Here is a 13,817-nt window from a genome sequence, read left to right as displayed (position 1 = left end):
CTTAGGCTATCATTAACACCTGTTGATATCGTAGTAAGAAAGTTAATCTTGAAACCGATTGGCACCTTCGGCGCAGCCGCCTACCAGATCCAGGCCTTGCAACTATTCCGCGGCGCCGACAGCCTGCGCATCGCACCGTTGCTGAAAGACTGCCCGATCGTGCGGGTCGAACAAGGCGAAGTGCTCGCAGATCCACAGCGCGCCCGCCTCTACATTGTGCTGCGCGGAGCCTTGTCCGTCGCAGCGGACATGAGCACCGGCATGTCCGACGGCACCACCATCAGCAAAGTGCTGCCCGGCGAAAGTGTCGGCGAACAGGCCGTGCTCGACGAAGAAGCAAACCAGGCCACCATGACCGCGCTGGAGCAAAGCGAATTGCTGGTGATCGAGTCGGAACTGGCCTGGGAACTGATTGACGCCGCCAACGGCGTTGCCCGTAACCTGCTGCGCATGCTTTCCTTCCGCATCCGCGCCGCCAACGCGCAGTTGCGGCGCCGGCAAAAGCTGGGCGAATTCTATCGCCAGCTATCGATGGTGGACGGCCTGACGGGCCTGTACAACCGCGCCTGGCTGAACGACTTCCTGCCGCAACTGATCGCCAGCGCCCAGGCCACCGGCCAGCAGCTATCGCTGATCATGCTCGACATCGACCACTTCAAGAAATTCAACGACAGCTACGGCCACCTGCAAGGCGACGAAGCCCTGCGCACCGCCGCGCAAGTGCTGACCGGCGCCCTGCGGCCAACCGACTTCGCAGTACGCTACGGCGGAGAAGAAATGATGGTGGTGCTGCCCGACACCAATGTGCAGGTTGCCGAAGCGGTCGCAGGCCGCCTGTGCCAGCGCATGCGCGAAGCGGTTGTCTTCAGCGACCTGCGCCTGCCGCTGCCCCACATCACCAGCTCCTTCGGCGTCGCCGCCTTAGGACCGGCCCAGGACGAAACCGCCCTGATTGCCGCCGCCGACACAGCCCTCTACCGCGCCAAGGCATCCGGCCGCAACCGCGTCGAGATCTCAAAGTGAAAGTCGGGGTCAGCTCCGGCAATCGGACATTCGCGCTACGCGAATGTCCGATTGCCGGAGCTGACCCCGACTTTTGTTATGCTACTTTACCGCTCTGGGCTTCGTCGGTGGACGAGGCTTGCCGTTGATTTGAAGCGAAGGCATCCAGGCCTTTTTGCACCAGCTCGTAAGTCTTGTCGATGTTGGAGGCGATGTCGCCGCCCAGTACCTTCAAGCCCTGCAGGATATCGCGCGCTTCCTTGAAGCCTTTTTCGATTCCGCCCTTGATCGTGTCCATGAAGCGGTTCAGGGCGTCGTCGCCCTCCAACCCGGAATGCTGTTGCTGGAAAGCGCTGAAGAAGGCGGTCGATAGCGATACAATGCGCCCGGCCGTGCCTTCCGGCGAATTGTCCTGGCCGCTGGCGTTCTGGATCGCATCCGGGCCGAAATCGGCCTGAAGCTGCTCGTTGATCGAGGTGATTGCCGATTTGTAGACCAGCGCCAGCGGGTCGTTCTCGGAATTCAGCGAAACCGAGGCCGATTCCTGCAGGATCGACACGTTTAGCTGCATCTTGGCGCGGGTGGACGCCGAAATGGCCGTGTCATTACTCGCCGTGGCGGGCGTGGCACGGGTATTGACGGAAATGGAATTTGACACAACAGTCCTCCTTGCCTCAGCATTCGATAACGAGAACCAACATTTGCACCATGAGTAACCATACCTTCCTGTGGCATGACTACGAAACTTTCGGCGCCGTGCCACGCCGTGACCGCCCTGCCCAGTTTGCCGCTATCCGTACCGACGCTGAGCTGAACGAAATCGGCGAGCCGATCATGATGTTCTGCCAACCAGCCAACGATTTCCTGCCTGACCCGGTCGCCTGCCTGATTACCGGTATTACCCCACAGCAAGCTTTGCAGCAGGGTGTGCCGGAGTATAAGTTCGCAGCAACTGTCGAGAAGGCCTTTTCGGAGCCTGGCACCATAGGCGTAGGCTACAACACTATCCGTTTTGACGATGAAGTGACGCGCTTTTTGTTCTGGCGTAACTTGATCGACCCGTATGCGCGCGAGTGGCAAAACCAGTGCGGGCGTTGGGATTTGCTGGATGTGGTGCGGATGACCTATGCGTTGCGCCCCGAGGGTATTGAGTGGCCACTTAATGATAGCGGTAAACCGAGCTTCAAGCTTGAGCATTTGACCAAGGCCAATGGCCTGGTGCACGAGGCGGCGCACGATGCGCTGTCGGACGTGCGCGCCACCATCGCGCTGGCTCGCCTGATCCGCCAGAAGCATCCGAAATTGTTCGATTTCTGCCTGGCCTTGCACAAGAAAGACCGCGTGGCGGAGGAGATCGGCCTGCACCTGGCGCGCGAGCTGCGCCAGCCTTTCCTGCACGTGTCGGGCATGTTCCCGGCGGAACGCGGCTGCCTGGCGCTGGTGTGGCCGCTGGCGCCGCATCCGTCCAACAAGAATGAACTGCTGGCGTGGGATTGCTCGTATGACCCGCAGGAGCTGTTCGCGCTGGATGCGGAGACCATCCGCACCCGTATGTTCACGCGCGCTGATGCAATGCCGGAAGGGATGACGCGCTTGCCGATCAAGAGCATCCACCTGAACAAGTCACCGATGCTGGTGTCGAACCTGAAGACGCTGCGGCCGGAATTGGCGCAGCGCTGGGGGCTGGACCTCGAGACGGCGCATGTCCATGCGGCGCGGGCTGCGGCGGGGCCGGATATGTCGGCAATCTGGGACCAGGTGTTCTGGCGGCCAGTCGCCGAGCCGGCGGACGTGGACGAGGATTTGTACGGCGGCTTTGTCAGCAATGGCGATAAGCGCTTGCTGGAGTCGCTGCGGCGCGAGCCGCCGGCCAAGCTGGCGTCGGCCTCACCGCATTTCCAGGATGACCGCTTGGGCGAGCTGCTGTTCCGCTATCGCGCACGGAACTTCCCCCAGACTTTGTCCGAGGAGGAGCATGAGCATTGGGAGCAGCATCGTGCGGCGCGCTTGTTTGAGGGCGCCGGCGGGGCTCGCACTGTCGATGAGTTGTTCTCGGAGCTGGATCGGCTGGGGGCGGAGACCGACGAACCGGGGCAGGAGGTGCTGGCTGCCTTGTATGACTATGTGGAGATGATTGCGCCGGAGCGCTACTGAACCCGTCGGGTCAGACCCTTGGGTCTGACCCAGATTTACCGGTTTTAAGCGCGATGCGCGTTGATCGCGTCGCGCGTCTCCTGCGCCACGCGGCGTGCAGCGGCGGCAAAATCTTCCCCGCCTTGCGGCGTCGCGTACAGGATCGCGCGCGAAGAATTGATCATCATGCCGGTGCCGTTGTAGGTACGGCCAGCCTTGACGGTCGCTTGAATATCTCCGCCCTGCGCACCGATTCCAGGCACCAGCAGCGGCATATCGCCCACAATCCCACGCACCTGAGCCAGTTCCTCAGGGAAGGTCGCACCAACCACCAGTGCGCACTGGCCGTTGGCATTCCACTTCTCCGCCACCAGCTTGGCGACGTGCTGGTACAGCGGCTTGCCATCCACCTTCAGGAATTGCAGGTCCGAACCGCCCGCATTCGAGGTGCGGCACAGGATGATCACGCCGCGGTCGCTCCATTCCATGTAAGGCTCGACGGAGTCGAAACCCATGTATGGATTCACGGTCACCGCATCGGCGCCATAACGGTCGTAAGCTTCACGTGCATACTGCTTGGCGGTGGCGCCGATGTCGCCGCGCTTGGCGTCCAGGATCATCGGAATGTGCGGGTAGTTCTGTTTGGCGTAGGCGCAGATCTTTTCAAGCTGGTCTTCCGCGCCCAGCGCCGCGAAGTAGGCGATCTGCGGCTTGAACGAGCATGCCAGGTCGGCGGTAGCGTCGATAATCGCAGTGCAGAACTGGTAAATACCTTGCGGGTTGTTCTGGAATTGCGCTGGCAGGCGCGCCATATCCGGATCCAGGCCAACGCACAGCAGGGAATCGTTGGCTGCCCAGGCAGCGGATAATTTTTCGATAAATGTCACAGCGGGCCTCTTTATTCTTTGCGTTGCAAACCCTACATTATAACGGGCGGCGTGTGTGCACTGCCGCACATGGCCGCCGGCCGATTGCGTGTATATTTCGATAATACGTTCCAAGGAGCGAAGAATGCGAAACTTTCTGGCAGTGGGTGTGTTGGCAACGATTCTCTTGTCCGGCTGCGGTTACAACGATTTCCAGGCCAAGGACGAGGCGGTCAAGGCCCAGTGGGGCGAGGTGGTCAACCAGTACCAGCGGCGGGCCGACCTGATCCCGAACCTGGTCAATACGGTCAAGGGCTATGCCTCGCACGAGCGCGAAACACTGGAGGCGGTGACCAAGGCGCGCGCTTCGGCCACCAGCATGCAGGTGACGCCCGAAGTGCTGAACAATCCAGGTGCGCTGCAGAAGTTCCAGCAGGTGCAGGGTGAGTTGAGCAGTGCCTTGTCGCGGCTGATGGTGGTGGCAGAAAAATATCCCGACCTGAAGGCGGACGCCAGTTTCCGCGACCTGCAATCACAGCTCGAGGGCACGGAGAACCGCATCACCGTGGCACGTCAGCGTTATATCGCGTCGGTACAGGACTTCAATATCCTGGCGCGGCGCTTCCCCACCAACCTGACGGCGAAGATGTTCGGCTATGACGTGAAACCAAGCTTCACCGTCGAGAACGAGAAATCCATTTCAACCGCTCCAACGGTGGACTTCAACAAGAAGTAAGGAGTCGCAATGGCGACCACACCACGGAAAACGCGCGGTGGCGGCAAGGCTTCCAGCCGCGATGAGGATCGATTGAGCGACCCGCTGCGGGATCGCGACCTGGCGCGGCGCACTGGCGGGCTGATTGAAAATGCGCGGCGCTGGAATATCCTGCCTGGCTCACCGTGGCTAAGGGTGGTGATCGGGCTGGCGATCCTTGCGCTGCTGATTCTCGTCGTGACTGGCGCCCGCGCGGCCGATGGCTTCGTCGCCGTGCCGGCGCATGCGGCCCGCGTGACCGACCAGGCGGGAATGCTGACGGCGCAGCAGCGCTCAGCCCTTGATGGCGTGCTTGCCGACTACGAGCGCAAGTCGGGCAGCCAGATTGCCATCCTGCTGGTGCCGTCCACGGCGCCGGAGGCGATCGAGCAGTACAGCATTCGCGTGGCGGATGCGTGGAAGCTGGGACGCAAAGGCGTGGACGATGGCGTGCTGCTGGTGGTGGCCAAGGATAACCCGTCCTCGCTGCGCCGGTTGCGAATCGAGGCTGGCCGCGGCGTCCAGGGGACGCTGACGGATGCCCAGTCGAAACGCGTTTTGCAGGACGTGATTGCACCGCATTTTCGGCAAGGGGACTTTTATGGCGGGCTGGCGGCGGGCGTGAGTTCGATCGCTACCTTGCTCGATAAGGAACACTTCCCTGCCGCGCCGGGCGCAGCGGCCGGCGGCGCGCCAGCTGGCAGCGGCGGCGTGGGCGGCATGGGCAGCATGGCGGACGCGGCGGGGGCAGGCGGCATCCCTGGCAGCGGCGGCTCCAGCGCGGATGCGCGCTCCCGTAGCGGCTCGCATGACGGCCAAAGCGGCGGCTGGTCCGCTGGCTGGCTGGTGCCCTTGCTGTTATTCGGTGTCTTCGTCATCCTGCCGATGATGCGCGGCGGTTCGCGCCGTGGCTTGCGGCGTGGCGGCTGGGGATCGGATGCGACGGGCGTGCTGATTGGCGCTGCGCTGGGCAACGCCTTGAGTGCCGCCGCAAATCGCGGCAACGGCGGCGCAAGCTGGGGCGGTGGCGGCAGTTTCGGCGGCGGTGGCGGCTTCAGTGGCGGGGGCGGCAGCTTCGATGGCGGCGGCGCCTCGGGAGACTGGTAATGACAACCCAAGCGACCTCCTTCTTCGGCCGCTGCCAGCGCGCCTGGCGCCACATGGTGAGCGGCACCGGCGCCGGCAAACGCGCCTTCCCTCCCGCCACGCTGCAGGCGATCGAACAGGCCATCACGCTTGGCGAACAACGCCACCGCGCTGAAGTCCGCCTGATCGTGGAGCCAGGCCTGGACGCCCGTTCCGCCTACAATAACGTCAGCAACCGCCAGCGCGCCCTTGCGCTGTTCGCCCAATACGGCGTCTGGGATACTGAAGAAAACTGCGGAGTCCTCATCTACATCAACCTCGCCGCGCGCGAAGTGGATATCGTGGCCGACCGCCACGTCGGCAAACTGGTTGCCGACACCGAATGGCAAACCATCTGCCGCACCATGACCACCGGCTTCGCCCAGGGCGATTACCACGCCCCTACCCTGTCCGCGCTGGAGCAGCTCAACACACTGTTGACGCGCCACTACCCTGCCGACGGCAAGCGCCCCAACCAACTGCCCAACGACGCGCTCATCCTCTAAAATAGGCTTCCTAACCGAACCGCGGAAGCAATATGAAACTAACGAATAGAGTCGCCATCGTCACCGGCGCAACCCAGGGCATCGGCCTGGCCTGCGCCCAGCGCCTGATTACCGAAGGGGCCAAGGTCATGCTGGTGGACATCAAGCCGGAAGGCGCCCAGGCGGCCGAAGCACTGGGTGACCAGGCCCGCTTTTTCGCTGCGGACGTCAGCCAGAAAGCCGACGTGGACGCGCTGGTCGCTGCCACCCTGGCCGCTTTCGGCCGCATACGACATCCTCGTCAACAACGCGGGCGTGACCCCACAAATGCAGCTTTCTTGACCTGGCGGAAGACGACTTCGACCGCGTGCTTGGCATCAACCTGAAATCCATGTTCCTGTGCGGCCAGGCAGTGGCGCGCGAAATGGTCAAGCAGCAGAGCGGTTGCATTATCAATATGTCAAGCGTGAACTCGGAACTGGCGATCCCGGACCAGGTGCCGTACGTGGTGTCGAAAGGCGGCGTCAATCAACTGACCAAGGTCATGTCGCTGAACCTGGCCCCATATGGCATCCGTGTCAACGGCATTGGGCCCGGCACCATCCTGACCGAACTGGCAAAACAGGCGGTCCTGGCCAGCCCGGAAGCCAAACGCACCATTTTGTCGCGCACTCCTTTGGGGCGTTGCGGGGAGCCGGAAGAAGTCGCTTCGATATGCGCTTTCCTCGCTAGCGACGACGCCAGCTACATGACCGGGCAGACGCTTTTCGTTGATGGTGGCCGCATGGCGCTGAACTACGTTGTACCAGTTAAAGAATAGTTATACGAAATCTGAATAACGATTATCGAAAACAAAAATTGGACTGATATGCGGCGCTGCACCATAATTGCACATGTCTCCACTATTCTCCTCCAAGAAAATAGTTTAAGCCCGCTTTAACCAGCGGGCTTTTTTTTTGGTTCTTCCATGACAAAAGCAGCACCAAACCCGCCTTCAAGAGTTTGGGCTTCATTCCATTAGCGGCGCGCTACTCGATGAAGTAGCTGGTTTGGCTTGCAATCAGGGTTGCTCCGCAAGCGGTCTTATCGCCATCCCTCGCGGTGGGCTTGCCGTCGGTGATATAGGTTTCGCTACCGCTATCGATTACGGTTTCGCTCGGATGCAAAGGGCAGCTGCAGGTATCACCCAGGCGCGCCACGCCCTTGCCGTCAACGATGAACTCAGAACTGCCTGTCTTGACCACCCCGCCATGCGAGGTCTGGTCGCCAACACGGATGACGGGACGACTCATACCTTATTTCTTTCCAACGAGCTTAATGCAGTATTGCCTACGGACTGGGACTTTGGTACTCAAATCCATGAAGACGCTAACCTTGCCTCCAAACTCAGGGTCGTAATTCCTCCTGTCCGGACTCATTTTTTTGCCTGACGCTTCATGCAGCTTTGAAGCGCCGACTTGCCTTCCGATTGCGGCAATGCCGCTGTGGCCTCGTCAAATTGCTTGCGCAATGGCACCTTGGGACCGATGTCGGTGAAGACGGTCAGGTCCCCGCCGATTATGCCGATTGAAATAGTTCGAACAATCCACAATCGCGGCGCATGCCGATATCGCGACCACTTCTTCCATGACCTTCGGATCGATGCGCGCCGGCGGGGTTGGCTTCGTCAACCAATCCTTCCCCCATACTTTTGAGAAGCGCAAGCTAAGGCTTTCCGCCACCTTCGTCGAATCTGCGTCCGTCGCATCGGCGACGCAACGCAGGCCAAACGGAGAGTACGCGTCCCCGGCATGGGCCGAAGCCGCGAGGCTGGACATTGCAAGCGTCAGCGCGCCGAACAGCATGGATTTGAACTTATTCATAGTCACTCCTTATACCAAATTCCTGTCGCCTTGAAGGTAATCCCATACTTCTTGCTCAGCGGGGATTTCATCGTGACCGCGTCCGTCCTGTAGCAAGGCTTGCGGCCATTGAAGTCGCTGACATAACCGCCTGCATGCTTGATTTCAATGTGACCTGAAATCACGCCGCCAGAATACGTCTGTTTCTCAACCGGGGCATAAATAATCACAGAGCCATGCGGCGCCGTGCTGATATTGGTGCCTGGTGTGGAAACCAGCAAATTCTTGAAACCGGCACTCTCCAACGTCGGTCCAAAGTCCTTGGCGTGTTCGGTTCCCGGATATTTTGAAAAGTAGCCAGCAGCGAGCAGCGCCCGTTTGACATATTTGAGACACTTGCCAATCGACTCCGGTTCCTTATGCTTGACGGCATACTCGATTGCGCTCGCCACCCTGTTCGATGCCGGCGGTTTGGATACGGTTGCTTCCGGATGTGTTGTGGTTGCGCTTCGATTCTCCTTGACCACAGGCTTGGTCGCGGCCGCCGTAGCCGCCGGCGCGTGAGTCGGCTTTGCGGGCGCCTCAGTGGGAAGCTGCACCGGCTGGCTTATGCCCTTGCGCTGGCGTGGCGACCGACGCTTGCTCAGGTGCCGGCTTGGTCGCGGCCGGTTTGCCCTTCCCTTCCGGCACCTTCAGCATCTGGTTCGGGAACAACAAGTAAGGCTTGTCGATGTTGTTCAGCTTCGCCAGTTCCTGATAGGTCGTGCCGTGGCTGCGCGCGATGCTCGACAGCGTCTGCCCTTTCTCGACCTTGTGCATGCCCGGCGTCTTGGCCGGCGCGCGCCGCTCGGCTTGTCGACGTGAACGTGGGTCTTGACCGGAATGCGCTCCTTGGGCGCGACAATCGTCCAGGCCGAGTTCAGTTTTTCGATGGCAAGCTGGCCAAGCTCCTTGAAGTCGTCGCTCGCTTTCTGGATATAGATGGTCAGCGGGCCGAAGTCAGGCGATGCCATGAAGGTTGGCAACAGGCCATGCTCATTGGTCTTCATGACCGCGCTTTTGCCATTCTGTTCGACTTTGATGGTGGCGTCTGCAATCGGCGCACCGGCGGCATCGACGACGCTCAGTGCATGGCCTACTTCGAGCGCTTTCTCGTACGCATCGGCAAGCTTCGCAAATTTTCCGGTCGCCAGGGCCTCGCCACCATAGTCGCGGGTCGGGCCGTCGTGGTGGTATTTATAGACCCAGACGTCCGGCTTCTTGTTCTTCTTGGCCAGCTTCTCGTTCGCCAGGAAATACTTGACCACGGCCTTGACGCTGGCATTGACGTCGAAGCGGTTGGTGTTGTTCAAACCATATGCCCGGCCAGTGTCGTTGATGAACTGACCCAGGCCGCTGGCCGAGGTGGTGCCCGCCGCCGCGTCGGGATTGAAGCCCGACTCGATCTTGACCATGGCCGAGCAGCATCGCCACGCGCCGAACGTTCATGCCTGCGCCTTTACCGGCGGCGATCAGCTTGTCGATGATTGCTTTCTGCACCGCCAGCGGGGCGTCGCCCCAGATGCGCGACTTGCCGGCCAGGCGCCCCGGGCTGTGGTCGACCGGTTCCTTATAGTGGGAGTACGACTTGACCTGCTCATCGCGATACGCGGCACCACGCTTTTGCGTATAGAAGACGTTATAGTCAATTGCCATCTTAGTCCGTTTCGGCGTAGATATAGAGGTCGCCTTCGCCCAGTTTCTTGGCCTTCTTGCTCTCGATTCCCTTCAGTGCGGCGCCGATCGCGGGATCCTGCTTGGCATTCAGGCCCGATCCCAGCACCTTGCCGTCCCAGGTGTACAGCTGCTGCCACTCGCACTGGGCGCAGTTGCCGCCAGTGCTCATCATGATGACGATGAACTTTTCCTTGGCCGGCGTCTCGACGCAGGTGGCATCGCTCAGGCGTTCAGAAATGATCGGGTACGGATCGCCCGCTTTCAGCGGCATTGGCTTGAAGGTCTGGCTGCCCAGTTCCTGCCCGGTGCCCGCATCGCTGATGCTCAGGCGCTGCCTGGTGCAGGACAGGCCTGCAATCTCGTCCTGCTTGAAACAATCGCCTTTCAGTTCGATCTTGCGGTCTGCGCATTGCATGACCGCGCTGCGCTTGAGCAGCGGCACCTTGGCGGCTGCAAATGCGCTTTGTGCCAGGCCTGCCGCCAGCAGAAATCCTACGAATACAGTGCTTTTCTTCATTTTCAAGTCTCGCGAATATGTGGAGTAGTGTTCAGTGTTTCCAGTTCGGCGCGGCAGGTCTGCCGGTGACCCGTCCAGTTCAAATGGGTCAACGTCATGCTGCGACAGCAGGGTGGTATCTTCGTCCACGCCGAAGCAGCCGCCGGACGTGACGTCGTCGAAGATCTTGGCCATGTCGCGTGCACGTTTGGCAGCAGCTTCTTCGAAGATGGAGGAAACATCGCGTGGCAATTCGCCTTCGCCGCGCCAGCCCTTGCTGACCATGGCCACCAGCCTGGCCGCCGAATGGTTGACTTTTTTCTCGACCAGTTCCTCGACGCCGTCCTGGGCCAGGTCCAGCGCTTTGTTGGCGACGATACCGGATCCGAATTCCTTCAGGTTGTCGCTGCTCTTCACGATATGCATGATGGTATGCACCGGCATATTCAGTTTCTGGCTAAGCAGCGCCATCGCCTCCGCGCGGATATTGATCTCGCCATCCGGCATGAAGAGCTGCTTGGCCTGGTCGATCGGCACCTGGGCCTTGGAGGCCAGCACGCCGACGCCTACCGGCGTCTGCTCCTTCTCGCTCAATGCATCGTCATCTTCGGCATCCATGTACGGGTCGTGCTTGACCTCTTCCAGGAACTGCCATTTACCGTTGTTGTGGTCGATCTCGACTTGCAGTTCTTCCATGTCCTCAGTGAAGACGCGGGCGGTCTTGCCCTCTTCATCCAGTTTGCCCGACTGCAGCACCGAACCATCCTTGGCCAGGATCTTGTAGCTAATGGCGGCTGCGGCGCCTGCCGCCGCCATGGGCACGAGGTCCTTCAGCGCCACCTGCTGGCTGAATTTTCCGACGTTCATCTTGCCCCAGAATTCAGTGATCGGGGCCGCCTTCACCGAACCCTTGTTGACCACTTTCGCCGCGCCCAGCTCCAACGTGCCGGCAATATCGTGGCTTTCCTTGGCGCCCTTGATCAGGATCTCGCCGCTTTCAGTCAGGACAATGCTGCCGCCTTTGGTCTTCAACACGATGTCGCCGCTCTTGGCCTCGAACACCATACCCTTCTGCGACACGGTTTCCACCTTGCCATCCTGAACGTGCAGGTAATGGTTGCCGTGGCTGATGGCCGTCACCATGCTGCCGCGCTCGACGTGCTGCTGGATCCCTTTGGCCGAACTGAACGACATCTGCTCGCCAGAGGTCATGTCGACATTGCCCGCGGCGTAGCAGCCCAGGTCTTCGCCGGCCGCATGCACGATGCTTTTCGGTGTGCTGGCGGCAATGCCGTCCGGCGCGGAAATGAAGACCAGCGGCTTGCTCAGCGACCAGGAATTCTCGTTCATTGCTTTCTGGTTCTTCAGGCCCCGATGCGAATTTTTCTGCTCGCCGCGTTGTTCGGTTGCCATCTCGGCGGCCTGACTACGCAAGGTAGCGCTGTCGAGCACGGCACGCAGGGTATCGGCGCCTTCGGTGTTGTCCTGCTGGGTAGTGCCGCTGTCCTGCACCGGCTGGCCCCAGGCTGTAACCAGCAAGCCCTTGGCGGCGCGCACGGCCCCCCAGCCATCGGAGCGCAGCTCGAAGCCTTCGCCGCGATGGTCCTTGCGGCCGCTGGTGTCGAGCACGCGCGTTAGGTAACCCAGGTTGAGCTGGCTGCGCTGGTGGTCCGAGGCCAGCACGGCCTGAATTTGGCCGGCAGTATCGTCCATCAGCAAATGGTTGTTGCGGCCGCCCGCTCCGCCGGCGCCCTTCAATTCCTTGCTGCGGATGCCGGACAGCGCTTGCTGGTGCGGCAATTCCCAAGGCGACATATTGTCGCCGTTATAGACGCGGCCGGTGATGATCGGACGGTCCGGGTTGGAATCGAGCCACTGCACGATCACTTCCTGGCCGATGCGCGGCAAGGTCACCGCACCGAAATTGCCACCGGCCCAATTGGACGCCACCCGGATCCAGGCCGAGCTCTGCTCGTCGTGCATGCCCAGGCGGTCCCAATGGAACTGCACGCGCACCCGGCCATGTTCATCGGTATGGATTTCCTGCCCGGAAGGGCCGACCACGATGGCCGTCTGCGGGCCATGGATCTTGGTCGCGACGCTGTTGAAGCCGCGCCCGGGACGCCACAGCACGTTCTTGCGGATGCAGGTCATGCGGTTGCGGTAGTCCGACATGCCTTCCGACTGCTGCAGGTAGTTGTTGCTGGCCGAGTGATGGACGCTGATCACCAGGAAATACTGTTTGTCCGGCGTTGCGCCCGGCGCTTCCTCATGAAAATGTTCGCTCAGGCGGAACCAGCGCCCCGGCATGGCGAAGCGGCAGTTGCCGCCAGCTTCAAACTGCTTGCCACGGCTTTCGATTTCCTCCATGCGCAGTAAGGCCATTGCCTCGCTGTCCTTGCGAGTTCTGAAACCATAGGCGCCGGCATACTCATACTGCTCCGCCATCAGCACATCGCCCTGTTGGTTCAGGGTCGGCAAGTCGATCAGCGCGGGCACCGGTTGCTTGAAGTTGAAAGCCGACAGCGCTACCTGGCCCGGCACGATGGCGCGTACCGGCGTCCATTCGCCAATCGCATCCTCCTCCATGGTGCCGGCATGGCGCTGGAAGCGCACCTCACTGCCATGGCCGTCGATCGACGGCGATTTAGTCGAATCGTCCGACAGGATCAATTTGTGTCCCTGTTCCGTATGTTCGTACCAGTAGTACCAGCCTGCGGCTTCCCAGCGGCGGTGCAGGTAGTTGTGGTCCGTTTCCTCGAACTGGCAGGCCATGGTCACGACTTCGTCGGTCCCCTGGACCCGGCAATCCCAGTCCGGGTGCGTGCCATAGTCGGCGAACACATCGCCGGTCTGCTCGCGCAGGTTCTTGCCGTGAAAGAGGTAACTGTCCTTGCGCAGCTTCAGGTAGGCCAGCCACGGACGCAACACCATCGTATAGAAGGCAACGCCGCCATCGGTCTTGGCCAGGCGGAACTCGAACACATAACCATTGAAGTAGCGCAGGCTGCCGTCGCCGCGTACCAGCGACACGGTGACCAGCTTGCCCTGCATGTCCTTGAGGGGAATATTGGCATCGTCGGCCAGTACTTCCACCGTGTACTCGAAATCGCGGGACAGGCCTTCCACCGCGTCCAGCCGGTTGGCCAGCAGCGTGGCGGACGGGCCGTCGCCGTGCGGGAACGACAGGCGCAGGATGCGGTTATGTTGTCGCCCTTGCGCAAGCGCCTGGATGGTTTGCGACAAGCTACTCATACAACTCCTTGGTTGAATAATATACAATTTTTCCGCACGGAATTATATCAGTGTCATCCGCGCACGATTCAATCGTGACAATGTTTTTTTGCTAGTTACCAGAGCCGCGCGTGTCGCGGTATCGGGCCCTGTGATTCCCGGCTA

General features: G+C 60.8%; 13 protein-coding genes and 1 pseudogene. 6 read left to right on the top strand and 8 right to left on the bottom strand.

Annotation, left to right across the window (positions count from 1 at the left end):
- Positions 1-48: 48 nt before the first annotated feature.
- Positions 49-1,023: a GGDEF domain-containing protein gene (locus ACQ4MM_RS20540; RefSeq protein ID WP_431479097.1), complete on the top strand. Its 975-nt coding sequence runs from the start codon at positions 49-51 to the stop codon at positions 1,021-1,023.
- 76 nt (positions 1,024-1,099) lie between these two features.
- On the opposite strand, the gene ACQ4MM_RS20535 is transcribed toward ACQ4MM_RS20540, so the two are convergent.
- Complete coding sequence (locus ACQ4MM_RS20535) at positions 1,100-1,660, bottom strand: DUF5610 domain-containing protein (protein WP_431479096.1); 561 nt, start codon at positions 1,658-1,660, stop codon at positions 1,100-1,102.
- A gap of 50 nt (positions 1,661-1,710) precedes the next feature.
- Here ACQ4MM_RS20535 and sbcB point away from each other — a divergent pair, with 50 nt between their 5' ends.
- Complete coding sequence (gene sbcB, locus ACQ4MM_RS20530) at positions 1,711-3,156, top strand: exodeoxyribonuclease I (RefSeq protein ID WP_431479095.1); 1,446 nt, start codon at positions 1,711-1,713, stop codon at positions 3,154-3,156.
- 44 nt (positions 3,157-3,200) lie between these two features.
- Here the strand turns inward: sbcB and pyrF are convergent, their stop codons facing one another.
- Entirely contained in the window at positions 3,201-4,022 is an 822-nt protein-coding gene (gene pyrF / locus ACQ4MM_RS20525; protein WP_431479094.1) for an orotidine-5'-phosphate decarboxylase, read from the bottom strand.
- Between the two features lie 124 nt (positions 4,023-4,146).
- On the opposite strand from pyrF, the gene ACQ4MM_RS20520 reads away from it, so the two are divergent.
- From ACQ4MM_RS20520 to ACQ4MM_RS20505, 4 genes and pseudogenes are all read left to right on the top strand, one after another.
- Positions 4,147-4,737 (top strand): LemA family protein, encoded by a 591-nt coding sequence (locus ACQ4MM_RS20520; protein WP_431479093.1) that lies wholly within the window; start codon positions 4,147-4,149, stop codon positions 4,735-4,737.
- Positions 4,738-4,746: 9 nt separating this feature from the next.
- Complete coding sequence (locus ACQ4MM_RS20515) at positions 4,747-5,862, top strand: TPM domain-containing protein (protein WP_431479092.1); 1,116 nt, start codon at positions 4,747-4,749, stop codon at positions 5,860-5,862.
- Positions 5,862-6,386, top strand: a complete 525-nt coding sequence (locus tag ACQ4MM_RS20510; protein WP_431479091.1) for a TPM domain-containing protein — start codon at positions 5,862-5,864, stop codon at positions 6,384-6,386. Before ACQ4MM_RS20515 ends, ACQ4MM_RS20510 begins: the two co-directional genes overlap by 1 nt.
- A 32-nt stretch (positions 6,387-6,418) precedes the next feature.
- Positions 6,419-7,185 (top strand): annotated as a pseudogene (locus ACQ4MM_RS20505) (SDR family NAD(P)-dependent oxidoreductase).
- A gap of 208 nt (positions 7,186-7,393) precedes the next feature.
- Here ACQ4MM_RS20505 and ACQ4MM_RS20500 read toward each other — a convergent pair.
- From ACQ4MM_RS20500 to ACQ4MM_RS20475, 6 genes are all read right to left on the bottom strand, one after another.
- A complete protein-coding gene (locus ACQ4MM_RS20500) occupies positions 7,394-7,657 on the bottom strand; it encodes a PAAR domain-containing protein (protein WP_431479090.1) in 264 nt (87 codons plus the stop codon).
- A 201-nt stretch (positions 7,658-7,858) separates the two neighbouring features.
- Positions 7,859-8,227, bottom strand: a complete 369-nt coding sequence (locus tag ACQ4MM_RS20495; RefSeq protein ID WP_431479089.1) for a hypothetical protein — start codon at positions 8,225-8,227, stop codon at positions 7,859-7,861.
- Positions 8,228-8,229: 2 nt separating this feature from the next.
- Complete coding sequence (locus ACQ4MM_RS20490; RefSeq protein WP_431479088.1) at positions 8,230-8,805, bottom strand: hypothetical protein; 576 nt, start codon at positions 8,803-8,805, stop codon at positions 8,230-8,232.
- Positions 8,789-9,025, bottom strand: a complete 237-nt coding sequence (locus tag ACQ4MM_RS20485; RefSeq protein WP_431479087.1) for a LysM peptidoglycan-binding domain-containing protein — start codon at positions 9,023-9,025, stop codon at positions 8,789-8,791. Before ACQ4MM_RS20485 ends, ACQ4MM_RS20490 begins: the two co-directional genes overlap by 17 nt.
- Entirely contained in the window at positions 8,944-9,660 is a 717-nt protein-coding gene (locus tag ACQ4MM_RS20480; RefSeq protein ID WP_431479086.1) for a transglycosylase SLT domain-containing protein, read from the bottom strand. The genes ACQ4MM_RS20485 and ACQ4MM_RS20480 overlap by 82 nt, the downstream gene beginning before the upstream one ends.
- A gap of 242 nt (positions 9,661-9,902) precedes the next feature.
- On the bottom strand, positions 9,903-13,673 hold the full coding sequence (locus tag ACQ4MM_RS20475) for a type VI secretion system Vgr family protein (RefSeq protein WP_431479085.1): 3,771 nt from the start codon (positions 13,671-13,673) through the stop codon (positions 9,903-9,905).
- Positions 13,674-13,817 lie beyond the last annotated feature (144 nt).

Origin of the sequence: Massilia eburnea, assembly GCF_050709955.1 — a bacterium.
In the GTDB taxonomy this organism is placed as follows: domain Bacteria; phylum Pseudomonadota; class Gammaproteobacteria; order Burkholderiales; family Burkholderiaceae_D; genus Rugamonas; species Rugamonas eburnea_A.
Note: the sequence above shows the minus strand (reverse complement) of the source record. Positions and strands in the feature narration are given on the sequence as shown.

Bases quoted from the DNA above. Each gene is read 5' to 3' on its own strand.
- sbcB (WP_431479095.1), top strand. From the start codon at position 1,711: ATGAGTAACCATACCTTCCTGTGGCATGACTACGAAACTTTCGGCGCC.
- ACQ4MM_RS20520 (WP_431479093.1), top strand. From the start codon at position 4,147: ATGCGAAACTTTCTGGCAGTGGGTGTGTTGGCAACGATTCTCTTGTCC.
- ACQ4MM_RS20515 (WP_431479092.1), top strand. From the start codon at position 4,747: ATGGCGACCACACCACGGAAAACGCGCGGTGGCGGCAAGGCTTCCAGC.
- ACQ4MM_RS20510 (WP_431479091.1), top strand. From the start codon at position 5,862: ATGACAACCCAAGCGACCTCCTTCTTCGGCCGCTGCCAGCGCGCCTGG.
- ACQ4MM_RS20500 (WP_431479090.1), bottom strand. From the start codon at position 7,657: ATGAGTCGTCCCGTCATCCGTGTTGGCGACCAGACCTCGCATGGCGGG.
- ACQ4MM_RS20495 (WP_431479089.1), bottom strand. From the start codon at position 8,227: ATGAATAAGTTCAAATCCATGCTGTTCGGCGCGCTGACGCTTGCAATG.
- ACQ4MM_RS20485 (WP_431479087.1), bottom strand. From the start codon at position 9,025: ATGCACAAGGTCGAGAAAGGGCAGACGCTGTCGAGCATCGCGCGCAGC.
- ACQ4MM_RS20480 (WP_431479086.1), bottom strand. From the start codon at position 9,660: ATGGTCAAGATCGAGTCGGGCTTCAATCCCGACGCGGCGGCGGGCACC.
- ACQ4MM_RS20475 (WP_431479085.1), bottom strand. From the start codon at position 13,673: ATGAGTAGCTTGTCGCAAACCATCCAGGCGCTTGCGCAAGGGCGACAA.